Here is a 23,937-nt window from a genome sequence, read left to right as displayed (position 1 = left end):
AGAGCTGGACATGTCCCGCGGTGCTGGCCCGCGGGACACATCCAGCCCACGGACCAGCACCAGGCAGGGGCTTTCGGTGCTACGAGGCGGGGCGCGACCCTGCAGCGGCGTCTTCGAGGGGTACCTCAGACGCTCCCATCTTGACCTCGTCGGCCGCGGGAGCTGCAGGCTTCCCGCCGTTTTTGCGGTAGCGCCACACGCCGATACCAACAACAACCGCGGCAAGGGCCAGGGAAAGCAGCAGCGATTCGCGGGTGGACTCCAGGACCACCATGCCGATCAGCAACGCAACAATGCTGATGATTGCCACCCAGGTCAAATAGGGGAAGAGCCACATCTTGAGCTGCAGGTCCTTGGCCGCAGCGCCCATCCTGCGGCGCAGGATCAGCTGCGAGCCGGCGATCACGAGCCACACAAACAAGGCGATGGCACCTGAGGTGTTAACCAGGAACAAAAAGACCGTATCCGGGGCGACGTAGTTCAGGCCAACAGTGACAAAGCCGACCACTGTGGAGGCCAGGACTGCCGCGGCGGGTACGCCGCGCCTGGAGATCCGCATCCAGGACCGCGGGGCATCGCCGCGGCGGGAGAGGGAGAACAGCATCCGGCTGGCGGTGTACAGGCCGGAGTTGAGGCAGGAAAGCACGGAGGTCAGCACCACGATGTCCATAATGGTGCCGGCGCCGGGGATTCCGAAGAGCTCGATGACGGCAACATACGGGCTCTTGGCCACGGAGGCGGAATTCCAGGGCAGCAGCGTAACCACCACCGCAATGGATCCGATGTAGAAAACGAGAATGCGCCAGACGGTCGATTTCACGGCCTTTTTGACGGCGTCGACAGGGTTTTCGGATTCGCCGGCAGCGATCGTGGCGATTTCAGCACCGAAAAAGGAGAATACGACCACAAGGATGCCTGCCAGCACGGCACCCGGTCCGTTGGGCATAAAGCCGCCGTTTTCGAGCAGGTTGCTCACGCCGGGAGCCGGCACGCCCGGTATAAGGCCCAGGATGGCGGCGATGCCGAATATCAGGAACAGCACAATCGCCGCGACCTTGATGGAGGCGAACCAGAATTCGAATTCACCAAAGGACTTCACCGAGCCCAGGTTGGTCAAGGTCAGGAGCACCATCAGCAGCAGCGCCCAGACCCACTGGTCGATCCCCGGCACCCAGCGGTGCATGATGGCCGCGCCGGCCGTGGCTTCAATGCCCAGGACGATGATCCAGAACCAGGCGTAGAGCCAGCCGATGCTGAACCCGGCCCAGCGACCCAGGGCTTTGTCCGCGTAGGTCGAGAACGAACCAGTTTCCGGGTTGGCAGCGGCCATCTCGCCCAACATCCGCATGACCAGAATAACAACGAGCCCTGCCGCTGTGTAGGCGACCAGGATCCCGGGCCCCGCCTGCTGGATTGCCGCACCGGAGCCGACAAACAGGCCTGCGCCGATCACTCCGGCGATGGCAATCATGGACAAGTGCCTGGGTTTCAGGGACTTGGAGAGCTGCTGGTCAGCCTGCATAAGGCGCCGTCCTTCGGGAATTGTGCGGGTCCGCGGTGGCAAGTAACTATTTGTGTGGCGGACCACATTGACGTTTCACCCTAAACCGGACTCAGGACCGCCTGTCCTGTGCAATCCCACAAATGACGGGTGGGCAGGCGGGGCACTACCCCAACACCAAGGCCTAGAGGGCAATGAAAGTTGCCCCCTAGGCAATTCACCCGTGTGTCTGAAACCACTGCTTCAAGCAAACAGGCCTCCGCCCGCCGCTCACCGCGGGCTCAGTAGTCGGGGTTGCTGGGCACCACCAGGCCGGTCTCGTAGGCGTACACCACGGCCTGGACCCGGTCGCGCAGGTGCAGTTTGGTCAGGATCCGGCCCACGTGTGTTTTGACGGTGGCTTCGGAAAGGAAATACCGGTGCGCAATCTCGGCATTGGAGAGTCCCTCGGCCATCGCCCCGAGCATCTCGTTTTCGCGCGGCGTAAGGTCCTCCAGCAGCGGATCCTTGACCGGACGGGCCCCGGCCGGGGATCCCGGACCGGGTGTGCCCGGGCCCACCCCGCTGCCTGCAGCACCGCCGCCCGTGCCGGCACCGCCGCTGCGGACATACGTTTCCAGCAACCGCCGGGTGATGCGCGGCGCCACCACGGCGTCACCACTTGCCACCACCCGGACGGCGCTGATCAGTTCAGCGGGAGCGACGTCTTTGAGCAGGAAGGCCGAAGCGCCGGCCTGGAGGCCGGCAAAAGCGTATTCGTCGAGGTCGAAAGTGGTGAGGATGATGATCTTCGAGTGGATTCCGGACGCGGTGATGGCCCGGGTGGCCTCGATTCCGTCCAACACCGGCATCCGCACGTCCATCAGCACGACGTCGGGCTGAAGGTCACGGACCTGACGGATTGCTTCGGCTCCGTCGGACGCCTCGCCCGCAATTTCCAGATCGGCTTCGCCCTCCAGGATCAGCCGGAATCCCATCCGCAGGAGCGGCTGGTCATCCACCAGCAGGATGCGGATCGGTGCAGTCTCGCCCATCGGTTCCCCTTGACTCATATGCACTTACTTTCCGTTGTCGCCGTTCAAGTGCAGGACGGCCCGCACTCGCCAACCGTATTCTCCGCTTCGTCCCGCCTCCACGGTGCCCGCATAGAATCTGGCCCGCTCCAGCATTCCGGCCAGGCCCTGGCCGGTGCCCACAGTTCCGGGGGAGTCCAGGATCCCCCGGGCCGCAGCCGAACCGCCGGCGTCCAGGCTGCCCTTGCCATCGTCCACAACTTCGATGGTGACGGTGGAACCGTCCCGGGCAATCATCACGTCCACCCGGCCCAGCGACCGGCCGTAGCGGAGCACGTTCGTCAGCGATTCCTGCACGATCCGGTAGACCGTTAGCTGGAACGCGGTGTCCAGGGGCAGCGCGGGACCGGTGTGGGTGTAGTGCAGCGGGAGTCCGGCGGTCCGGAATCCCGCCAGCAATTTGCCCAGGTTGTCACCTGTCACGAGAGGTTCGCGCGGAGCCTGCCCGGTGGCCGACTCGTCACGCAGCACACCGAGGACGCGCCGCATGTCCGCCAGGGCGGTGCGCCCGGTGCTGGAGAGTTCCCCGAGGACATCGGCCGCCCGCACCGGGTCTTTTTTGATGACCACGGCTGCGCCGTCCGAAAGGCTGATCATGACCGTGAGCGCATGCGCCACGACGTCGTGCATTTCCCGGGCGATACGGTTGCGTTCGGCGGCCGATCCGAGCCGTGCGGCCCGAACGGCCCAGGCGGCAATCTCCTGTTCGTGCTCGCGCCGCTGCCGGACGGATATTCCGATCCCGGTAGCAATAACGTTGGAGAGTGTGATGCTGACGCCGGAGGCGATGCTGCTAATCAGCTGGAAGTTCTCCGGCGTGTTCACACCTGTGTCCGGCAACCTGCCGTCCAGCGGCCCAACCGCCAGCAGGACGTAGGGGATCACCAGCGGCGCAGTAGCCGACATCAGGGATAACAGGGCAAACCGCCGGCTGCGCGCCACCGCCACGGAGTAGAGCGCAAACCACAGTCCGGCGGAGACGTTCGAACCCCACGGATGCAGCAATGTCACACCCAGGTCGAGCACGGCCACGAGGGCCAAGACCGCCACCGGCCGGCTTCGCCGGAAGAAGAGCGCCCCTGCGCCCGCCGCGAGCAGTCCCACAACCGGCCACACGCCGTCGTGCGCTGACTCGACGCCCGCTGGAATGACCAGTCCAAGGTAGCAAAGCACCACAGCGGTATCCATCACCCGCGGATGCTGAAACAGGTAGCGCCGGAACCGCCCCCGGCGGCGGTCGGTGATTTCGGCGAAGGACGCGTCAGCCGGGCCGGCTGGCGCGTCCTTCACAGGAACTGCATCGATCATGTTCTGAGCCTAGACGCTGGGCCGGCGGAGGCTAGACGTCCCGCCGTTTCAGCACCACGGCGGCCAGGACCACTGGGATGACGACCCAGGCGCCCAGGACCAGGGCAGCCTGCCAGGCTTCCAGCGTGTCCGGGACGTGCTGCACGGCTATCATCGGGTCGATCGTGTTGCCGGGGAGGTACTTGCGGGCTTCGACGAAGAAATCGCCGGGGATCAGCTGGAAGGCGATCGGAGCCACAAAGAACAGCCCGACCAGGCTCATAATGCCCCCGGCCGAGTTGCGGACCAGCGAGCCCAGTGCCATGCCGATAGCGGCGACGGCGGCGATGTAGGCGCTGTTGACGAGCATCATCTTCACCGACTGCGAACTGGCGAGGTCCAACTTAAGGTTGTAGTTGCCAAGGATCGGCAGCGACACAAGGCCGGCCAGGTACACGGAAGCCGCCGTGAGCACAAACGCCGTCACCATAACAACAAGCAGTTTCGCGGCATAGGCCGGGATCCGCTTGGGGACGGCGGCGAAGGTGGAGCGGGCCATGCCCGTGGTGAATTCGGAGCTCATCAGCAGCACACCCAGCGAGCCCAGGATGAGCTGGGCGAATGCGATGCCGGATGTGGGGACGCCGACGGCGAGATCTCCGCCCTGCGCGGCAAACGCCGCTGCCGCTTGCGGGTCCCGGGAGGCCGCCTCAGAGAACTGTCCCGTTCCCCACGCGGACAGGGCACCGAAGCCAACCATCACCAGGACGGTGGATGCAAGCAGGATCAGGGTGGAGAGGAGGGTGCGGAATTTGATGAATTCGGAATTCAGGACCCGGAAGAAGCTCGGTCCCGGGCCGGTGCTGGACTTCTGGCCGGCCGCAACGCCACCGGCGCCTGCATGCGCGCCGCGGCGGGAGGGTTCGAGGGTTGTTGAGCTCATGGCTTAGTTGCCTCCGGTCTGGACGGGGGCGGCAGCGCCCGCGGTGATCAGCGAGTGGTATTCGACCTCATCCTTGGTCAATTCCATGTATGCCTCCTCGAGGCTGGCCCGAAGCGGGGTGAGTTCGTAGATCAGGACGTGGCTGTCGAGGGCAGCGCGCGCGATCCCGCGGGGATCCAGGCCTGAGACCTCGAGGAGTTCGTTGTCCTGCAGTTCCACGGAGACGCCGTCAGAGGCCAACAGCTGCATCAGCTGGTCCGGCCTGTCCGTGCGCACACGCGTGCGGACCTGGCCCTTGCCGGTGATGATGTCCTGGATCGGCGCGTCGGCGATGATCCGGCCGCGGCCGATCACGATCAGGTGGTCGGCGGTAACTGCCATTTCGCTCATCAGGTGGCTGGAGAGGAAGACCGTGCGCCCCTCGGACGCGAGGTACTTAACGAGGTTGCGGACCCAGACAACGCCTTCCGGGTCCAGTCCGTTGACGGGCTCGTCCAAGATGATGGTCTGCGGGTCGCCGAGAAGTGCCGCGGCAATCCCGAGCCGCTGTCCCATGCCAAGCGAGAAGCCGCCGACCTTTTTCTTGGCAACGTCCGCCAGCCCCGTCATCTCGATCACGTCGTGGACGCGCTTTTTGGGGATGCTGTGCGTGGCGGCCATGGCCAGGAGGTGGTTGTAGGCGGAGCGGCTGGTGTGGACTGCCTTGGCGTCGAGCAGCGCCCCAACGTCGCGCAGCGGTGCAGCGTGGCGCGCCAACGGGGTGCCGTTGACGGTGACGGTGCCCGACGTCGGACGGTCCAGTCCCATGATCATGCGCATGGTAGTGGACTTGCCGGCGCCGTTCGGGCCCAGGAATCCGGTGACCCTGCCGGCTTCAATAGTGAAGTTGACTCCGGCGACGGCGGTTTTATCGCCGTATACCTTCGTCAGGCCTCGTGCTTCGATCATGGAAGCGGTCCTTTGCGTAGGAGTGGTTGGTGTACCCACCACGCTACCGAGGCCAACCGCCGGTTTCACCGGTCTCAGGGATGATTCCGGGTCCACTCAGGGTAGTCCGGGAGGATGACCCTGAGTCGACCCGGCGCCGGTCAGCGGCCCAGCAACTCCCGGAAAACCGGAGCAAGGGCTTGCGCCGACAAATCATGTCCTTGGCCGGCGATGTTGCGCCAGACGCCGCCGGGAATCATGGCGGCTACGGCCTTCGCAGCCTCGGCCAGTCCGGGGAAGGTTGCGTCGCCGCTCAGGACATAGCTGGGGATCGAGACCCGGGACAGTGCCTCTACGCTCACGTACGGGTCGCCGCAGATGGCCTGATCGTAAGCCAGCGTCTGGGCGATGGCCTCCATTCCCGACCAGAAGGGTGCCTTGCGCTGGCCGTGCAGAGCCGCTGGGGGGATCCCCACGACCACGGTCTGGAAATATTCGACGGCGTCACCGGGCCTGCCCCCGGCCACCAGCTCTTCGATCCGCCGGACATGTTCAACGGTGGAGGCCGGAGTGCCGCCGGCCATAAAGAGCGGAGGCTCATAAAGCACAATTGTCTGGAAGTCGAGGCCGTCCACGGCAGCCCGAAGGGCCAGGATGGCGCCGGATGAGTACCCAAAGACGTGGCCGCGGCCGCCGTAGAGCCCCAGCAGCGCCTCAAGGTCTTCCACTTCACGGCGGATGTCGTAGGGCCGGGTGTCCCCCCTGGTGCCCCTGCCCCGCCGGTCGTAGCTGATGCAGGTAAAACTGTCCCTGAGCGCCGCCGCCAGTGGCGCCGCGGCCATCCGGTCATTCGAGGCGCCGGTGACGAAAATCAGCGGCTCGCCGGCCCCGGCGGTCTCAAAGCCAATGCTGGTGCCGTCTGCGGATTGGACGGAGGACTGCTGCACTGGCTGCATGGCTTATCCCTTCAGGCCGGTCAGGACTCACTCACAGACTACGCCGGTCCATGCCGGGCGGGCCGGTAAATGCGTCAGCGTTCAGTCAGCGGGGAGTAGTACGTCAGGGCGCCCGGCCGCACCGAGAACTCGACGGTCCGGACCGCCGGCATAACCTCGCCGTCGACCGCGAGGACCATTGTCGAATCCACCGGTTCCACCCGGATCCGGGTGGCTTCGGACAGGTGCGTTATGCGCGAGGTGGCGACCGTCCCGGTCAAAACAGCCCACAGCAGCCGCAACCGGGCAAACGATTCGTCGGCCGTGATCATCCTGAGGTCGAAGACGCCGTCGTCAAGGACCGGACGAACCAGCGGGGCATGGTCGCGGGGATAATAACGTCCGCGGCCGATGTACAGGATCCAGACTTTGTGCCGTACGCCGTCGACGACCAGGCTGGTGGGGGTCCCGGCCGCGAAGGTCCGGAACATCGCGACGATGCCGGCCAAGGGTTTGCCAAGCGCCGGCTGCAACAGCTCACGCCGGCGAACCAGGTTCGGGTAGAGGCCTATACTCGCGGTGTTGAGCATCGTCACGTGCACCTGCTCGGGGTTACCGGGAAGCCCCCGTTCCACTGCCACCAAGCCCAGGTCCGCTCGGGCCGCTTCCCCCCGGGTCGCGGCTTCCACCGCCTCGGAGAGGGTTGGAATGCCCGCGTCGCGCGCGAAATGGTTCAGGGTTCCCCCCGGCAGGACCAGCAGCGGCAGGGAATGCTCGACGGCGGCAGCCGCGGCCGTTCCAACGGTTCCGTCACCGCCCCAGACGCCCAGGGCCACAACACCGGGCTGGCCAACGACCCGCGCAATCTCCTCCGCCAGGTCTTCGTCCTGGGAAACTTCCTTTATATGCGCCTTGGGGAATATTTTGTGCAGGGCCGCCGCGGTTTCCGCGGCGTAGGAGCCGCCCAGCGTATTCACAGCGATACCCAGACCTGTACCCTCCGGAAGCTTGGCGACTGTCGCTGCACTCCGGCGGATGGCCGGGAAGGGCGGCCGGACAGGCCACCATTTCCGGGCTGCCAGGGCAGCCCCGGCCCCGATCGCCGAGCCGAAAAACACATCAGAGGGCCAGTGCGCGCCGGTATGAACACGGGAGTAGGCGACGCCCGCGGCAAGCGGCGCGAGCGCGGCTCCGAGGGGCGGCCGGACCATACCGACGCCAAGGGCGAACGCGACGGCAGAGGCCGAGTGGCCCGAGGGCATGGACGAGCTCTTGGGTTGGGGGTGGACAAACCTGAAGGCCGGAAGGTGCTCCGGCAGCGGACGTGCCCTCGGCAGCAGCGTCTTGAATCCGAGGTTCGTGACTGCGGAGGCAACGGCCTGCGCCAGCACCCCGTGGACGGCAGCACGACGGGTCCGCCCCGGAAACAGTGCCATCACGGCGGCAATGCCTATCCACAACCTGCCGTTATTCGCTGCCGCGGAAAGCCGCCGGAAGAACTCGTCGTAATTTCCCCCGGGGAGGCCGGCCACCGCACGGACAATTCGGCGGTCCACTCTTCCCACGCGCCCCGGCGCCTTCCTCAGCATGCTTCGCATCCGACCACCTTACTGCCCGGGCGGGACGATCCCTTCGCTAGGATGAGACGATGACCCGAGTGCTGGACCCTCAGCGATTGTCCGCGGGCCGCGTGCTGGCGGCCAGTACGGCCCTGCTCACCTTGGGCGCAGTACTGACGGGGATGCTGCTCACGGACGTCCAGCATCCCCCGTTTCAGTCCCTGGACGAAGGCTGGGCCGGCGCGGTCACCGCCCTGCGCGCTCCGTTCTGGGACGGGCTCAATGGCTTCCTCAACCTGGCCGGCTACCGGGGCGTCCTGGTGCTGCACGGGTTGCTCGTCGTGGCCCTGCTGCTGCGAAGGCGCGCGCGGACGGCAGTTTTCGCCGCCGCAGCAGGGATAGTTGTCCTTGGTCTTACCCAGATCCTCAAGGCGGCCATCCTCCGCGAGCGGCCCGCCAACACCATTGTCCTGACCGACACGGGATCATTCCCTTCCGGCCACGTTGCGAGTACAGCCGCTTTCCTGGTGGTGGTGGCAATTTTGCTGGGCCGCGCCTGGGCCGGGGTGCTTGCTGGTCTTGGCGTCTTGGCCATGATGGTCAGCCGCACGTATCTGTCCGCCCACTGGCTCGTGGACACGGTCGGCAGCGTATGCCTGGCCGTCCCGGTGGTGCTCCTGCTCTGGCTGTCCTGCCGGAACATCTGCATTCAGGAAAATGCAGATGCCCGCCGGCTAATCAGCTGGCGCGCGCGGGCTTCGCGGCGCCGGCGAGCAGCAGTGCCCCAAGAATTGGAATCATGATGGTCAGCAGTGCCACCCGGATGCCGACCAGGTCTCCGAGGTAGCCCAGCAGCGGCGGCCCCGCCAGGAATGCGATGTACCCGATCGTGGACACCACTGCAACACGGGCGGCGGCATGCCTGGGATCGTCAGCCGCAGCCGACATCCCCATCGGGAACGCAAGTGCGGCCCCTGCACCCCAGAGCACCGCGCCCGCCGTGGCCCACCAAAGATTCCCGGCCAGCACAAATAGCCCCAGCCCTGCGGCGGCCGCCGCCATACTGGCACGGAGCACGGGTACCCGGCCGTAGGCGTCAATCGCCCGGCCGCCGAAGAACCGCACAGCGGTCATGGCCAGGACAAAGGCGGCAAAAAGCAGCGCACCGGTGGAATCTGTGGCCTTCAGGCCGTCGACGGCGGCTTTCGCGATCCAGTCGTTGCCGGCGCCTTCGGTAAGTGTCGCGCCGAGCACCACCAAACCGATCAGCAGTGTCCGACCGTCCCGCCAGGCCGTGCGCCCCTTGGGTTCCGTTCGCTCCCCGGATCCAGCCGCGGGTGCCGGGAGGTGCGGCAGGAAATAGCGCGGCGCAACAACCGTCAGTGTGGCGACAATGACGGCAATCACCAGCAGGTGCGCCGGAAGCCCGACACCCAGACCCGCCAGGCCAGCGCCGATCAGGGCGCCGAGGAACGCGCCGCCGCTGAAGGCTGCATGGAACTGCGGCATGATGGTTCGCCCCAGCTGGTGTTCGACGTCGGCGCCTTCAATGTTTTGGGACACGTCCCACAGGCCGATGCCCACACCGAAGAAAAACAGTGCAACGGCGGTTCCCGGCACGGAGCCGGCCAGCAGCGCCAGCGCCACGCCGACGCCGGCAAAAGCCGCGACCAGGCCGGCGGCGCGCACGGCATTCGCTGTCCCGATCCGTCCCACCACGTGGCCGGCAGTGGGCAGGGCGACCAGGGATCCCGCCGCCACGCACAACAACAGGGTCCCCATCTGCCCGGAGGAGATGCCAAGGATGTCCGTCACCGCAGGGATGCGGGCGGCCCAGCTGGCGAATACCAGCCCGTTAATTCCGAAGATCAGGAAGGTGGCCGCTGCGGCGGCGTTGAGTTGCGGGCGGGTTGCCGTCTTGGTCATACGATCACTACTTCCACCGAGTGTTGGGTGAGCTGGTCAAGGTCTCCGGCACTGAACTGATGGTCCGTGACGAGGACGTCCACGGCATCCAGCGACGCGACAAGTGCGACGGCGGTGGCGTTCCATTTCGCTGCGCAGCAGGCCACGATCACCCGGGCCGCGGACTCTACTGCAGCGCGTTTTACCGCCGCGTCGTCGAGGTCGTGGGCCATCATCCCATCCCGGAGGTTCAGTGCGCAGGGCGTGAGGACGGCTGCATCAAACCGCAGCGAACGGATGTTCGATTCCGTCATGGGTCCGCGGAATGACTGTTCGCCGGCGAGCAAACTCCCGCCGGGCAGCAGCAGGTCGGGATGACGGCCGGCAGCTGGGCCCCCTTCGGTCAACGCGCTGACAGCCTGCAACGACATCGGCATCACGGTCATCTGCCGCAGCCTCAGCTGGCGGGCCACCGCGGTGGCAGTGGTGCCGCTGTCCACCCAGACGTGCCCGCGGTCCGGGAGCAGTGCGGCGACGCCGGCCGCAATCCGCACCTTCACGGCGTGGTCCTCGATTTCGCGTTGGCCGTACTCAGGGTATCCGCCCCCGAGTACGAGGCTCCGGGCACCGCCGTGGACCCGGCGGAGAACGCCGTGCCGGGCCAGGACATCCAGGTCACGGCGGATCGTCGCCCCGGAGGCACCAACGGCGCCCATCAGCTCATCGATCGTTACATGCTCCTGGTGCCGCAACAGTGCTCCGATGCGGCGGTGGCGCTCCTCAGTCCCCATGTATAAATGATAACCGAGCGTGATCATTTGATCACGTCGTGCGCAAATGTATTCTGGCGTTATGGCTGAAGAACTATTTACGGACGGCAGGGTCTCCGGCGCCGGGGAGTACCTGGACGGCGAACGCCACGGCCGGTGGGTCTTTTACTTCCGCAGCGGCCAAGTTAAAGCCGAGGCCGGTTACCGTCGCGGACGGCTCAACGGCGACTGCGTCTGGTACCGCGAAGGAGGCGGACTGGTGCAGAAGGGGGCATTCCGGGACGGGCAGCAGGACGGCTTCTGGCAGCGGTGGCACCGCAGCGGCGAGCTGTTGGACGAGGGATCCTTCGACGTCGGACGGAAGACCGGCGAATGGATCACCTACGCCCCGGACGGCACCGGAACAAAGCGCAAGACCTTCAAATAGCCCAACGCTCTCCCACGTTTCGCACGAAAATCGCCAACGCTCTCCCATCCCGTGAGAAAGCGTTGGCGCAAAACGTGCAGGAAAGGAGGGAGCGTTCTGTCTACCGCGTGACCTCTTCCAGCAACTCGAGCACGTGCCTGTACTGGGCGCCCGTGGCCCGGGTCATGCCCAGTTCGCAGGTCCGGTTGCAGGAGGCGTGGGCGGCGGCTTCCATGTCGGCCACTTCTGCAGCCTGTTTCGCGGTCGCCGACGCTGTCAGTTCCGGGTGCAGCATGCCCCGGTCCCCGGCGAACGCGCAGCAGCCCCAGTTTTCCGGGATCTCAACCCGGTCCGCCACGGCGCCGGCGACGGCGTCCAGGGCATCGTCGAGGCCCATCCGGGTGGACGAGCAGGTGGGATGGAGCGCCAGTGACTCCAGCTTCTCGTGGCCGGGCAGCCGGGGCAGGATCCGTTTCGCGGCGAAGTCCACGGCGTCCAGCATCCGCAGGGCGCGCTGCCCTGCCGCGGGTGCGTCCGATTCCACCGCCTGGCGCAGGCCCTCGGTGCAGGAGGACGCGTCGCACACGATTGGAAGCTCCCCGTCCCGGGTCGCCTCCCGGAGGGCGGCCAAGGTCTTCTCCCTCATCGTTCTTTGGCCCGCCGCCATGCCTTTCGAGGACCAGGGCGTCCCGCAGCACAGGCCATCGACGCCTTCGGGTACGAGGAGGGTGAGCCCGGCCCGGACACAGAGTTGTTCGAAGCTGTACTGGACGCCGCGTCCCTGACCGTCTGGACCGGCTCCTGCCGGTCCGAACATAGTGCCAACGCAGGCCGGGAAGTAGACGGCGTCAACCGGGCCCGGCGGCGTCGGACGCTTCCGCACCGAACCGCCGCCGGGCAGTTCGGCGGAATACAGCGGGACGGTGTCTGAGCCCAACACTGCCCGCGCTGCGTGGTTGGGTGGGGAGATGGCAGCGGCCGGGAGCTTGTTGACGACCGTCAGCGCCAGGGAGGCGCCGCGCGTAACGCCCTCCCAGTGCTTCGCGGCGGCGTTCCAGGCACCGTTGGCGAGCGGGCCGGCGTCAGCCGTCCGGAGGCGTTTCACGAGCGATCCGGTGTTGATGTCCACCGGGCAGGCCGTCTGGCACATCCCGTCCACGGCGCAGGTGTCCACGGACTCGTACTCGTAGTCCTTTTCCAGCTCCTTGACCAGTGCCGTGTCCCCGGCCAGCCGCGCGGATTCGATGGCGCGCAGCGTGACGATGCGCTGCCGCGGCGTAAGCGTGATGTCCTTGCTGGGGCACACCGGCTCGCAGTAGCCGCAGGAGACGCAGCGGTCCACTTCCTCCGCGACGGGCGGCGCCGTCTTGATGTGGCGAAGATGCGCCAGCGGATCCTCATCCATCAATACGCCCGGGTTGAGCATCCCGGCGGGGTCGAAGAGCCGCTTGATGGTGCGCATGACGTCGTAGAGTTCATCACCGTACTGCCGGCGTACGAACGGGGCCATGACGCGCCCAGTCCCGTGCTCGGCCTTTAGTGATCCGCCCTCGGCCAGGACCAGCTCCACCATGTCCTCGGTAAAGGCGCTGTAGCGGTCCAGTTCGGCAGCGGTGGCGAAGCCGTCCGTGAGCATAAAGTGGACGTTCCCGTCCTTGGCATGGCCGAAGATCACGCTGTTGCTGTAGCTGTATTTGTCAAAGAGCCGGATCAGTTCCCGGCAGGTGCGCCCCAGCACGGGGACCGGGACCACAATGTCCTCCAGCAGCGCAGTGGTGCCCTGGGGCCGCGCGCCGGCGACCGAGGCGTAGAGGCCCTTACGGAGCTGCCAGAGCTGGGCGCGTTCCCGCGCGTCGCCGGTGAACCGGGCCGGGGCGGAAAGCCCGAGTCCGTGGAGGACGCCCTCGCCCTGGCCCTGGAGTTCGGCCAGGTGCCCGGCGCTGCCCGCGGAGTACTCCACAAGCAGGGCGGCATGGTCCCGGACCACCAGGTCCTGGACGACGGCGGGCGTTCCCTTGAGTGTCTGGCCCACCTTGAGCGACAACGCGTCCATCAGCTCAACGGTGGCGGCACCCGTCGCGACGAGGGCGGGCAGGGCAGAGTTGGCCGCCTCGAGGTCCGGGAACACCAGCAGGCCCGCAGCGGCATGCGGGAGCCGCGGGATCGTGCGGAAGACCGCTTCGGCCACGAAACCCAGGGTGCCTTCGCTCCCGACGATCAATTGGGCCATGATGTCCACCGGGGTCTGGAAATCCAGCAGGGAGTTCAGGCCGTAGCCCATGGTGTTCTTCATGGAGAACTGCTGCCGGATCCTCTGCACGGAGTCTGCGTTGTTCCTGATCCGCGCGGCCAGCCGGGCCAGGCCTTCGTGGAGTTCCGGCTCGAGGGCACGGAGTTTCTGGTCGGCGTCGGCCGCCGCGGTGTCGATCACGGTGCCGGAGGGCAGCACCACGGTCAGCGACTCCAAGGTGCGGTAGGTGTTGTCCACGGTGCCGCAGTTCATGCCGGAGGAGTTGTTGGCGACCACCCCGCCGATGGTGCACGCTGCCTCGCTGGCCGGATCGGGCCCGAATTTACGGCCGTAGCGGGCGAGCCTCGCATTGAGCGCCCGCACGGTGACGCCAGGCTGGACCCGGACCCGCGCGCCGCCGTCGAGCACTTCGATGTCCCTGAAGTTGCGTCGGACGTCTACGAGCACGCCATCGGTGACTGCCTGCCCGCTGAGGCTGGTGCCGCCGGAGCGGAAAGTCAGCGGCACTCCTTGGGCCGCGCTGGCGCGCAGCAGACCGCCGACGTCGGCGGCGCTCCCGGCCGTGACGACGGCCTGCGGGATCAGCAGGAAGTGCGAGGCGTCATGGGCATTCGCGTGCAGGTCGATCGCCCGGGTCTTCACCTGGGCGGGGTCCTGCACTGCCGAGCGGAGGCCAGCCAAATCCAGGGGAGCCATCAGGGCACCATCCAGCCGAGCACGGGGGTGGACTGCAGGAAGATCAGCACGGTGATGAGCGCAAGGAGCCCCAGGCTCCAGCCGATGAGTTTCCGGAACAGGGTCCCCTCGGCGCCGTCAAGCCCCACCGCCGCGGCGGCAACGGCCAAGTTCTGCAGCGACAGCATCTTGCCCATCACGCCGGCGGAGGAGTTGGCGGCGGCCATCAGCACCGGAGACAGACCCGTCTGCGCCGCTGCGGTGGCCTGCATCTGGCCGAACAGGGAGTTGGAGGAGGTGTCGGAGCCGGTCAGGGCGACGCCGATCCATCCGATCAGTGGCGAGAGGATGGCGAAGAAGCCGCCCGCTGACGCCAGCGCGAAGCCCAGGGTGGTGGTCTGGCCGGACAGGTTCATCACGAAAGACAGGCCCAGGACGGCGGTGACGGTAACGATGGTCCAGCGCAGCTGGACCAGAGTTTCCTTGTAGATGCGCAGGCCCTGGGATGCCGTGATCTTGTACAGCGCCATGGTGATCAGCCCAGAAAACAGCAGCAGGGTGCCGGTCGCCTTGAGGTGGTCGAGCTTGAACTTGGTGGCCGCAACCGGTTTGCCGGCCGAATCGGTGATGTCCAGGCCCGGCCAGGCGAACGTCACGCTGCCGACCTGGCCAAGCCAGGTTTTGACGGCCGGAAGCTGGGCGACGGAGAACACCGCGATGATGATCAGGTAGGGTGCGATCGCCATCCAGATCTGCCGGGGTTCGGGCCGGGAGTTATCGATCGGAACCCCGGTGCCGGGGGCGGCGGCCACGGAGCCCTTGGCGGCGGAACCGCCGTCCCGGGAAGTTCTTCCGGTCGTTGCGGCAGCAGCGGCGTGCACAGCCTCCGGGGTGCTCTCGGCGGACCCGTCCATCCCGACAGTTTCTGTCGGCTGCCAGAACTTCAGCATCAGCAGCACCGCGGCCACGGTCACGACGGCGGCGACAACGTCAGTCAGTTCAACGGCGAAGAAGTTGGACGTGACAAATTGGGCCACGCCGAAGGCGGCGCCTGCCACGAGGGCCACGGGCCAGGTCTGCTTGACGCCGCGGCGGCCGTCGACGATGAACACCAGCAGCAGCGGCACGATCAGTGCGATGAACGGCGTCTGGCGGCCGGCCATGGAGGACAGATCATGCAGCGGCAAGCCGGTGACGCCGTTCAGGGCGATGATGGGCGCGGCCATCGCGCCGAAGGCGACGGGAGCGGTGTTGGCCAGCAGCGAGACCACTGCTGATTTCAGTGGTTTCATGCCGGCTGCCATCAGCATGGCGGCGGAGATTGCCACTGGCGCGCCGAATCCGGCCAGGGATTCCAGCAGGGCGCCGAAGCAGAAAGCGATGAGGATTGACAGGATCCTCAGGTCGTTTGAGATGGAACGGATGGTGCGTCCCAGCACTTCGAACCACGGGGTGGCCACGGTGAGCCGGTATATCCAGAGTGCGTTGACAAGGATCCACAGGATCGGGAACAGTCCGTAGAAAATGCCGGCCGCGGTGGCGCTCAGGGCCTGGTTCACCGGCATCTGCCAGCCGACGATGGCCAGCAGGAGGGACAAGGCCAGGCTTGCCAGGGCCGCCTTGGGGGCTTTCACCTTGAAGACGCCGAGTAGGACGAAGAGCAGGACGAGCGGAAGCGCCGCGCAAAGGGCCGAAATCACCAGGGACCCGGCAATGGGATCGAGGATCTGCTGAAACATGAGTCTCCAGATTGTGTTAGGCGTCACAACACCGTGGCGCCCTTCGATTGTCTTACAAGTGCACATGTTGGTCAAGCCTGACCAGTTGTCTTGTCTGGCAAGATTGGGACTGAATCAAGAAACTCTTGGCGGAATGGGAGCTCCGGTGCCTGGCCGAATTGCAGCAGTCTCGATCGTGGACGCGGTCGCCTCGGATCTGCGAAACCGGATCTTTGCCGGTGCGCTTGGCTCCGGGGACGCCCTGACGGAGTCGGAGGTCGCCTCCTCCTACGACGTGGCGCGGCCGACGGCGAAGGCCTCAATCGAGAAGCTGGTCGGCGAGGGGCTGCTGGACCGCGGGACCCACAAAACCGCCCGGGTGGTCGAACTCGGCCCGGATTCCGTGCGGGACATCTATCTCGCCCGCGCGTATCTGGAAAGCGAAGTGCTGCGCCGGCTCGCAACCGCGCGGGAGGTTCCGGCCGCGGCGGTGCAGGCCAACCGCGACATCGCGGCGGTTCAGACCGGCGCTCCGCTCGACGTCGTCGAACCGGACATGCGGTTCCACACCAGCCTGATCGACGCCGTGGGCAACGAACGCATCAGCCGGATGTACCGCTCGCTCGTGGGTGAGGTGCGGCTGTGCATGGTCCGGATTCAGTCCCTCCACCTCCTGGACACCGCGCTGATCCAGGCCGAACACCAGAGGATCCTCGAGCTGATCGGGGCCGGACAGGGCGAGGCTGCCGCCGTCCTCCTCGACGAACACTTGGGGCGCGCCCGTGAGCGGCTGGTCGCTGCCATGGGAGGAACCGCCGGCCCGGAGGCTGCACAGCCGTCCGGGCTGTTTACGGAGTAGTTGGCGCAAAACCTGCAGCAAGGGAAGGCGCGTCGAGGAACTCCGTCCGCGGGCTTGTGGCTAGCGGGCGCGCTCGACGCGCTTTTCGTCCCAGACGGGCTCGGCCGATTCGTAGACCTTGCCGTCGGAGCCAAAGACCAGGAAGCGGTCGAAGGTCCGTGCGAACCAGCGGTCGTGCGTCACCGCCAGGACGGTGCCTTCGAAGTGGTTGATGGCGCGTTCCAGCGCTTCGGCCGAATGCAGGTCCAGGTTGTCCGTAGGTTCGTCCAGCAGCAGCAATGTGGCGCCGGAGAGCTGCAGCAGCAGGATCTGGAAGCGGGCCTGCTGGCCGCCGGAGAGGGATTCATACTTCTGTTCCGACTGCGGGGCCAGGCCGTATCCGTCGAGTGCACCGGCGGCGGCTTCGCGCCCCATCCCGGAGCGGTGCTCGTCTCCGCGGTGCAGGATTTCGAGCAGGGTCTTGCCCAGCAGGTCCGGGCGGACGTGCGTCTGGGCGAAGAAACCGGGCCGGATGCGGGCGCCCAGCTTCACCGTTCCGTCGTGCGGCACTTCGGCGATGTCAACGTCGGAAACCGGCAGGTGCTCCCGCTCCGGGTCGGTACCGCCGGTGGCCAGCAGACGCAGGAAATGGCTCTTGCCGGAGCCGTTGGAACCCAGGACGCCGACTCGGTCGCCGAACCACACTTCGGTCGAGAACGGCTTCATCAAACCGGTGAGGCCCAGTTTCTCGGCGACGACGGCGCGCTTAGCGGTGCGCCCGCCCTTGAGCCGCATCTGCACGTTCTGCTCGATCGGCAGCGCCTCGGGCGGGCCGGCTTCGAGGAACTTCGCCAGCCTGGTCTGGGCGGCGTGGTAGCGGTTGGCCATGTCCGAGCGGAACGCGGCCTTGTTCTTGTACATGTTGACAAGTTCCTTGAGCTTCACGTGCTCCTCGTCCCAGCGCTTCCGGAGCTCCTCGAAGCGCGCGTTCCGGTCCGCTCGGGCCTCCACGTAGGTCCCGAACCCGCCGCCGTGGATCCAGGCCCCGGCACCGTTAATACCCGGTTCAAGGGTAACGATGCGGCCCGCTGCATTGTTGAGCAACTCACGGTCGTGGCTGATGAATAGGACTGTCTTTTTCGATTCGTTGAGCTTCGCCTCGAGCCAGCGCTTACCGGGAACGTCAAGGTAGTTGTCCGGTTCATCCAGCAGCAGCAACTGGTCCGGGCCGGCGAAGAGTGCCTCCAGCACCAGGCGCTTCTGTTCACCGCCGGAGAGGCTGGACGCGGGCCGGTGCTGCGCCCGGTCAAAGGGGAGCCCCAGGGCAGCCATACAGACCTCGTCCCAGACCGTTTCGACGTCGTACCCGCCGGCGTCGCCCCAGTCCACAATGGCTTGGGCATACTTCATCTGGGTGGGCTCGTCGTCGTGCTCCATCATCGCCAGTTCGGCCTCGTCGACGGTGCGGGCGGCGGCTGCCAGGGCGGGAGGCGCGGCGGAGACCAGAAGGTCACGGACGGTTGAATCATCCCGGACCTGACCCACGAACTGCCGCATAATTCCCATGTTGCCGGAGCGCCCGACCACACCTTCGTCCGGGACAAGGTCTCCGGAGATGATCCTGAACAGCGTTGTTTTGCCGGTTCCGTTGGGTCCGATCAGAGCAGTTTTAGTGCCGTCCGGAACCTTGAAGGTCACACCGTTGAGCAGCTGTGTGCCGTCGGAGAGGAAGTAATCGATGTTGGAAACGTCAATATGAGCCACCCTTCCATCCTCCCACGGCACACACGCGCCGCCGGGGGCGCCCCTAGCCCGCAGCGGTAAGGAACTCCTTCAGGAGCGGGCCGGAGGTCGTGGCGCCGAGTCCGCCGTCCTCGACGAAGACAGCAACAGCAAGGTCGCCGTGCACCGCCACGATCCAGGCGTGGGTCTTGGGTGGATCGTCCTTGCCGAACTCTGCGGTCCCGGTCTTGGCGCCCACCGGCGCTCCGGGAACGGATGCGAGGAAGCCTGCATGTCCGGAGGTCACGACGGCCCGCATCATGTCCGAGAGCAAGGCGGCCTCGGCCGCGGTCACCGGCGTCCCCGCGGTTTTCGCCGGAGCCGGAGCTGACGACGCCGGGCCAGCCGATGTCGTCGTCGGCTCGGCCGTCGCACCCGCCCGGGTGGAATCGTCGCCGGCGTTGGGATTCAGCACGAGCTGCGGGGTAACGGGGGCGCCCTTGGCGACGGATCCGGCCATAATGGCCGCTGACAGCGGAGACATCAGCACCTTGCCCTGGCCGATCATCGACGCGGCGTGCTCGGTGCCTTCGGCGGTCCCGGGGACGGAGCCAAGGAACGCGGCGGCTCCAAGACCGGGAGCTTCCACGGCCACGCCCAAGGAGGTGGCCGCGGATTCCTGCTGGGCCTGGCTGACAGTATCGCGGGCATTGATAAAGGCCGTGTTGCAGGAGTGCGCAAAAGCGTCCCGCAGGGTCACGGAACCCAGGGAAGCCGCCGGATAGCCTTCGGCATTTTTGAAGGTACGGCCGTCGACGGACAATGTTGCGGGGCACTCAACGATCGAATCGGGAGTTATACCGTTGCGGATCATGGCGAGGGAATCCACGATTTTGAAGATGGAACCGGGGGCGTACTGGCCCAGCATGGCAGTGTCGTAGCCGTTGCTTCCCGGGCCTGAAGCGGCGGCAAGCACCGCGCCGCTGGAGGGCCGCAGCGCCACGATGGCCGACGCCGGTGCGACCTTGCCCAGAACATCCTCGGCCAGTTGTTGCAGGGCCGGGTCCAGCGTGGTCTTCAGCGCCGTCCCCGGCGTGATCTCCACCTGGAACAAGCCCCGGCGTCCGCCGTTCAGCAGCCCTTGCCGTTCTTCGGCGGAGAGGCCGGCTTTTTCCGCGAAGACCTGGATGCCGTCGGTGCCGCGGAGTTGGGCATCGTACTGCTGCTGCAGTCCGCCGGTTCCCGTGGTGTCGCCGGCTTTGAGTGCCCCGCCGGACTTTTCAATTTGTTCGGCGTTGGCCTCGGCCACGGTGCCCAGAAGTGCGCGGGCGAATGTTCGGGTCGGTGCCAGCGGAAGGGAGTCAGCGATCGCCCGGGCCCCGGGAATCGCGGCAATTTGATCGTCAGTGATGCTCTGGCCGTCCTGGCGCAGGGTAATGGCCGGGACGAAGGCTTCCGCACCGGCCGCGGCGACCTGTTGGGAATAGGCGGCGGGGTCGACTCCCACCAGTTGGGCGAGCCGGGTGGCGGAAGCTGCGGGATCGGCGGTCCCCAGCCGGGGCTTGTCGATGCCGACGTTCACCACCGGCCGGTAGGTAACCAGCTTGGCGTCCCCAGCACCCAGGATGTCAGCCCGCGCCGGCGACTGGGACATGGTGCCGAGGACTTCGCCGTCTGCCAGTTCGGGCACCAGCGACGCCGGGTTCCAGACGGTGAGCCACTTGTCGCCCGATTTCTTGAGCTGGGCGAAGGTGGTGTATTTCCACTCGCCGGTGCCGATCTTCCAGCTGTAGTCCAGCGGGATCGTAGCGGTGTCCTTGTCCAGTTTCAGCTCGCCGGTCACGACTGAAGGCTTGGCCGGATCCAGCGCCTTGAACACCTCTTTTAGCTGTTCGTTGGCCGCTCCGGAGTCTTTGCCTTCGAACGGCACTGCCGCGACGTCGAGCGCCGCGACAGCGGAAGCAAGCTGTTTCGCCGCATCCTGCGCGCCGGCGCGGCCATCGGAGCAGCCCACCAACGAGCCGCCAAGTATGAGCCCCACCAGGGCAAGTGAAAGTTTTGATGATTTCCCCATCGCGCCATTATGCACCGGCCAGCGGAAGAATCTCGTGTCACATGGTCCTTGCCGGCGATCAGGGGTTCCGGAGCGGGAGGCCGGCGGACCCTGGGCCGGCCTGTGCCGGGCTCTTGGAGGGTGACGCCTAAAGTGCGAGCGAAGGCAGCGTGAGCCCGAATATGTCCTTCAAGGCATATTTAGCAGCATGGTACCCCGGCATCCCGGTCACCCCGGGACCCGGAGGTGTGGAGGACGAACACAGGTACACGCCCGGCAGCGGCGTGCGCCAGGGTGCGGTGCCCAGGACGGGCCGCCTGATGATCCCGCGGAGGTCCATCATTCCGGCACTGAAGTCACCGCCGACATAGTTCTCGTTATACCCTGCCAGGCCGGCCGCCGTCGTGACGTGGCGGCTGCGGACGAGGTCGCGGAATCCGGGGGCGAAGCGCTCCAGCTGGGCTGTTACGGCTTCGGCCATGTCCACTGTGGAACCTGCCGGCACGTGGCAATAGCTCCACAGGATGTGCCGGCCGGCGGGTGCCCGGCCGGCGTCAAAGCGTGATGGCTGCGAGACCAGGACGTAGGGCCGGTCCGGATGCCGGCCCGCGGCGACAAGGTTTTCGGCTTCGGCCATCTCCGCCCGGGTGCCTCCGACGTGGACAGTGCCGGCATCGGCCAGTTCGGGCGCGGCCCAAGGGACGGGTCCGGACAGGATGAAGTCGACCTTGCAGGCCGCGTCGCCGAACCGGAACGACTCCAGGGCGCGCCGGTACCGTTCCGGGAGCCGTCCGTCCGCCAGAGCCAGCAGCCCCGGCGGTGCCACGTCCAGTAACGTCGCCCGGACCGGTGGAAGCTCCGCCAGGGACCCGATCCTGGCAGCTGTTTCCACATCTCCGCCGTGCGCTTTGATGTCCGCCACCATGGCCTGGGCGATTGCCGCGGATCCGCCTATCGGAACGGGCCAGCCCCCCGTGTGGGCCAGCGTCGCCAGCATAAGGCCGGCTGCGGCCGCCGCCGGGGCCGGCAGCTTAGACACTGCGTGCGCCGCGACGCCGGTCAACAGCGCCGGTGCCAGCTCCTCCCGGAACCGTGCCCGCCAGAGCGGCGAGCCCTGTTCCAGCACCCGGGCACCGAACAGGGCCGCCGCCATCGGGTCCTTGGGCAGGCGCAGAAGCTGGTTCAAGGCCAGGTCCGTAACGCCATCGGCACGGTCCACCAACGGGGCCATGAGCCGCGCGAAAGCCACGCCGTCGCGGCCCAGGCCGGCAGCGGTGCGCTCGAGTGAGCGGTACGCAAGGGCCGCCTGGCCGCCGTCGAGAGGTGTCCCGTACGAAACGTCGGGAACCTCCAGCCGGATCCGGCGGGACAGCTCGAACTGCCGGAAGAAAGGCGAGGCCAAGGCCATCGGGTGTACTGCCGAGCAGACATCATGAAAGTGGCCGGGCTCCATCAGTTCCCCGGTGCGCAGGCCGCCGCCCAGTGTCGGCGCCGCCTCGTAAACGTGCACCTTCAGTCCGGCGCGGGCCAAGGTCACGGCCGCGGCAAGCCCGTTCGGTCCTGATCCCACAACTGCGACATCAGGCATCCGCTGATTCCTTACGCCAGGGCAGAACGGATTTAGTGGGGTGGAACAGGTCCACCCGCAACCTGTCCGGCGCGCCGTCGAACGGGCCGCCCTGCGGGTCATCCATGCCTTGGCGGCGGACCACGTCATAGCCGGGGTCCCAGATGTCCCACGCCACCCGCACCATCAGGTAGCCAATGGCGATCATATGGAAGGCCACCGCGAGGACGTAGTAGGGCATATCAATATTGTGCTGGGAGACCCCACCGCTCGTCACCTGTCCGAGATACATCCAGACTGCCGCCCAATGCAGGCCCTCGACGGTCTGCCAGATCAGGAAGTCCCGCCACCTCGGCCGGGCCAGGGCCAGCAGCGGGATGAGCCAGATGACGAACTGGGGTGAGTACACCTTGTTGGTCAGGATAAACGCGGCAACAATCAGGAACGCCAATTGCGCGAGCCGGGGACGCCTGGACGCTGCAAGGGCCAGCACCGCGATCAGCACACAGGCGAGCACAAACAGGTTCAGGGCGAGGGTGTTGATCGCCTCTGCCTGCAGGGGTTGCCATCCGAGGCGGCCGGCGACGAGGTTGTAGGCAAACCAGGGCGAGCTGTAGCCGGCAGGCCGGTCCTCGGTGAACTGGTAGAAGTATCGCCAACCCTCCGTGTTAGCGGCGGCGACCGGAACATTGACTGCCAGCCACGCGGCAGCGCCGGCGCCGGCAGTCACCAGGATCGCCCGTACCTTGCCCGTGCGCAGCGCCAGGAGCAGGACCGCCCCCAGGATCAGCAGCGGGTAGAGCTTGGTTGCGGTGCCCAGTCCGATGAAGATCCCGGCCAGCACGAGCTTGTTCCGGGAGAAGCAATACATGCCCAGAGCCAGCAGCCCAACCGCCCACATGTCCCAGTTAATGGTTCCGGCCAGGATAATACCGGGAGCCACCGCCACCATGGCCGCGTCCCACCGCCGTCGGCGGGCCATCCGTGCCGTGGCGAGCACCGTAATGATCCAGACGGCGGCGATCAGGGTGGCATTGATGTCAAAGTAGGCAAGAATCCGGGCCGCAGAAACGCCCCCGCCGGGTACCAGCACGGCGGTGCTGCCGGCGATGAATCCCATCAGGACGGGGTATTCGAAAAAAGTCCCTGGGGTGATGAAGGGAAAGGCACCGTCTCCCAGCCCGCGGTTCTTGAACAGCTCAGGGAAGTCCGAATAGCAGGTCGCGTAGAACTGACCAGGGGTTTCCCAGCCGCTGGTGCGGCAGTAGGACTTGATGAGGATGCCGAGCACGGCTGCCAGGACGGTCAGCATGATCAGGACGCGTTCGACGGTAAAAAATCCGGGGGAAATGACGCCGGGGGCGCAGCGGCGGCCCATCGGTCCGCCGACCAGCTCCGTGAAGTTCCTTAGCAGGGCATCGCTGCGGCTGGGGATAACCAGCCGGACACGTCTGCGGTGCTCCGGCGGCTTAGTCTCCTGCATGTCCCTGAGCATACCGGGGTGGAGGCGCCTGACCGCGCCGGGCAGGGCCGGTGCCCGCGGGAATGGCGCCGGTGTTTCCTGAACGGGCAGTTAACGGGGGAGCCCACGCGTCGCCGCGTGGGCTCCTTGCGGATCAGTTCCGTTGTCAGGCACCAGGTCCTCCTTCGATGGCGCGAACCTGCCCCAGCGGATGAACCCGATCCGGTGCATTGTAAGAAAGACATCTTCCCGCTTCTGGTCCAGGAGCGGGCCGTTGAACTGCGTCTTTCGCCGTGGGCCAGGGTTGAGGCTCAGCTGCAGTAGTCTCTGGAGTTTCTTCTTCAT

The 23,937-nt window shown here is 66.5% G+C and carries 18 protein-coding genes; 3 read left to right on the top strand and 15 right to left on the bottom strand.

All coding sequences use genetic code 11. The features are described from left to right. Positions 1 to 79: 79 nt before the first annotated feature. The 7 genes from ABIB49_RS11265 to ABIB49_RS11235 form a co-directional block, all read right to left on the bottom strand. Entirely contained in the window at positions 80 to 1,522 is a 1,443-nt protein-coding gene (locus tag ABIB49_RS11265) for an amino acid permease (protein WP_226775594.1), read from the bottom strand. A 260-nt stretch (positions 1,523 to 1,782) separates the two neighbouring features. Continuing rightward, the gene (locus ABIB49_RS11260) at positions 1,783 to 2,535 is read right to left on the bottom strand and encodes a response regulator (protein WP_253031678.1); all 753 of its coding nucleotides are present in this window, start codon (positions 2,533 to 2,535) and stop codon (positions 1,783 to 1,785) included. Positions 2,536 to 2,559: 24 nt separating this feature from the next. Continuing rightward, the gene (locus tag ABIB49_RS11255; protein ID WP_354157071.1) at positions 2,560 to 3,882 is read right to left on the bottom strand and encodes a sensor histidine kinase; all 1,323 of its coding nucleotides are present in this window, start codon (positions 3,880 to 3,882) and stop codon (positions 2,560 to 2,562) included. A gap of 31 nt (positions 3,883 to 3,913) precedes the next feature. Further along, positions 3,914 to 4,804 carry an ABC transporter permease gene (locus tag ABIB49_RS11250; RefSeq protein ID WP_354157070.1) on the bottom strand — a complete coding sequence of 297 codons (891 nt, stop codon included), beginning with the start codon at positions 4,802 to 4,804 and terminating at the stop codon, positions 3,914 to 3,916. A 3-nt stretch (positions 4,805 to 4,807) separates the two neighbouring features. Next, the gene (locus ABIB49_RS11245) at positions 4,808 to 5,752 is read right to left on the bottom strand and encodes an ABC transporter ATP-binding protein (protein WP_226775590.1); all 945 of its coding nucleotides are present in this window, start codon (positions 5,750 to 5,752) and stop codon (positions 4,808 to 4,810) included. 140 nt (positions 5,753 to 5,892) lie between these two features. Next, positions 5,893 to 6,687, bottom strand: a complete 795-nt coding sequence (locus tag ABIB49_RS11240) for an alpha/beta fold hydrolase (RefSeq protein ID WP_354157069.1) — start codon at positions 6,685 to 6,687, stop codon at positions 5,893 to 5,895. Positions 6,688 to 6,761: 74 nt separating this feature from the next. Beyond that, positions 6,762 to 8,264 (bottom strand): bifunctional phosphatase PAP2/diacylglycerol kinase family protein, encoded by a 1,503-nt coding sequence (locus ABIB49_RS11235; RefSeq protein ID WP_282360033.1) that lies wholly within the window; start codon positions 8,262 to 8,264, stop codon positions 6,762 to 6,764. 50 nt (positions 8,265 to 8,314) lie between these two features. Between ABIB49_RS11235 and ABIB49_RS11230 the strand changes: the two genes are divergently transcribed. Further along, a complete protein-coding gene (locus tag ABIB49_RS11230; RefSeq protein ID WP_282360034.1) occupies positions 8,315 to 9,028 on the top strand; it encodes a phosphatase PAP2 family protein in 714 nt (237 codons plus the stop codon). Here ABIB49_RS11230 and ABIB49_RS11225 read toward each other — a convergent pair. Both ABIB49_RS11225 and ABIB49_RS11220 read right to left on the bottom strand, forming a co-directional pair. Then, the gene (locus ABIB49_RS11225; RefSeq protein ID WP_282360035.1) at positions 8,964 to 10,151 is read right to left on the bottom strand and encodes an MFS transporter; all 1,188 of its coding nucleotides are present in this window, start codon (positions 10,149 to 10,151) and stop codon (positions 8,964 to 8,966) included. The two genes, ABIB49_RS11230 and ABIB49_RS11225, sit on opposite strands and share 65 nt — an antisense overlap. After that, a complete protein-coding gene (locus tag ABIB49_RS11220) occupies positions 10,148 to 10,921 on the bottom strand; it encodes a DeoR/GlpR family DNA-binding transcription regulator (RefSeq protein ID WP_282360036.1) in 774 nt (257 codons plus the stop codon). Before ABIB49_RS11220 ends, ABIB49_RS11225 begins: the two co-directional genes overlap by 4 nt. A gap of 61 nt (positions 10,922 to 10,982) precedes the next feature. On the opposite strand from ABIB49_RS11220, the gene ABIB49_RS11215 reads away from it, so the two are divergent. After that, on the top strand, positions 10,983 to 11,327 hold the full coding sequence (locus ABIB49_RS11215) for a toxin-antitoxin system YwqK family antitoxin (protein WP_282360037.1): 345 nt from the start codon (positions 10,983 to 10,985) through the stop codon (positions 11,325 to 11,327). A gap of 100 nt (positions 11,328 to 11,427) precedes the next feature. Here the strand turns inward: ABIB49_RS11215 and ABIB49_RS11210 are convergent, their stop codons facing one another. Then, entirely contained in the window at positions 11,428 to 14,253 is a 2,826-nt protein-coding gene (locus tag ABIB49_RS11210) for an FAD-binding and (Fe-S)-binding domain-containing protein (RefSeq protein WP_282360038.1), read from the bottom strand. Further along, positions 14,253 to 15,971, bottom strand: a complete 1,719-nt coding sequence (locus ABIB49_RS11205) for an L-lactate permease (RefSeq protein WP_282360039.1) — start codon at positions 15,969 to 15,971, stop codon at positions 14,253 to 14,255. The genes ABIB49_RS11210 and ABIB49_RS11205 overlap by 1 nt, the downstream gene beginning before the upstream one ends. Positions 15,972 to 16,116: 145 nt before the next feature. On the opposite strand from ABIB49_RS11205, the gene ABIB49_RS11200 reads away from it, so the two are divergent. Continuing rightward, positions 16,117 to 16,809, top strand: coding sequence for a GntR family transcriptional regulator (locus tag ABIB49_RS11200; RefSeq protein WP_226775581.1), 693 nt, complete (start codon positions 16,117 to 16,119; stop codon positions 16,807 to 16,809). A 60-nt stretch (positions 16,810 to 16,869) separates the two neighbouring features. Here ABIB49_RS11200 and ABIB49_RS11195 read toward each other — a convergent pair whose 3' ends face one another. The 4 genes from ABIB49_RS11195 to ABIB49_RS11180 form a co-directional block, all read right to left on the bottom strand. After that, entirely contained in the window at positions 16,870 to 18,552 is a 1,683-nt protein-coding gene (locus ABIB49_RS11195; protein ID WP_226775580.1) for an ABC-F family ATP-binding cassette domain-containing protein, read from the bottom strand. A 43-nt stretch (positions 18,553 to 18,595) separates the two neighbouring features. Then, positions 18,596 to 20,584, bottom strand: coding sequence for a penicillin-binding transpeptidase domain-containing protein (locus tag ABIB49_RS11190; RefSeq protein WP_282360041.1), 1,989 nt, complete (start codon positions 20,582 to 20,584; stop codon positions 18,596 to 18,598). A 127-nt stretch (positions 20,585 to 20,711) separates the two neighbouring features. After that, positions 20,712 to 22,151, bottom strand: a complete 1,440-nt coding sequence (locus tag ABIB49_RS11185; protein WP_226775578.1) for a phytoene desaturase family protein — start codon at positions 22,149 to 22,151, stop codon at positions 20,712 to 20,714. After that, a complete protein-coding gene (locus ABIB49_RS11180; protein ID WP_282360042.1) occupies positions 22,144 to 23,613 on the bottom strand; it encodes a glycosyltransferase family 87 protein in 1,470 nt (489 codons plus the stop codon). The genes ABIB49_RS11185 and ABIB49_RS11180 overlap by 8 nt, the downstream gene beginning before the upstream one ends. Positions 23,614 to 23,937: the final 324 nt, after the last annotated feature.

Origin of the sequence: Arthrobacter sp. UYCu512, from assembly GCF_040547075.1 — a bacterium.
Lineage (GTDB): Bacteria > Actinomycetota > Actinomycetes > Actinomycetales > Micrococcaceae > Arthrobacter.
The sequence above is the reverse complement of the archived record's forward strand: the minus strand, read 5'-3'. Positions and strand labels throughout refer to the sequence as shown.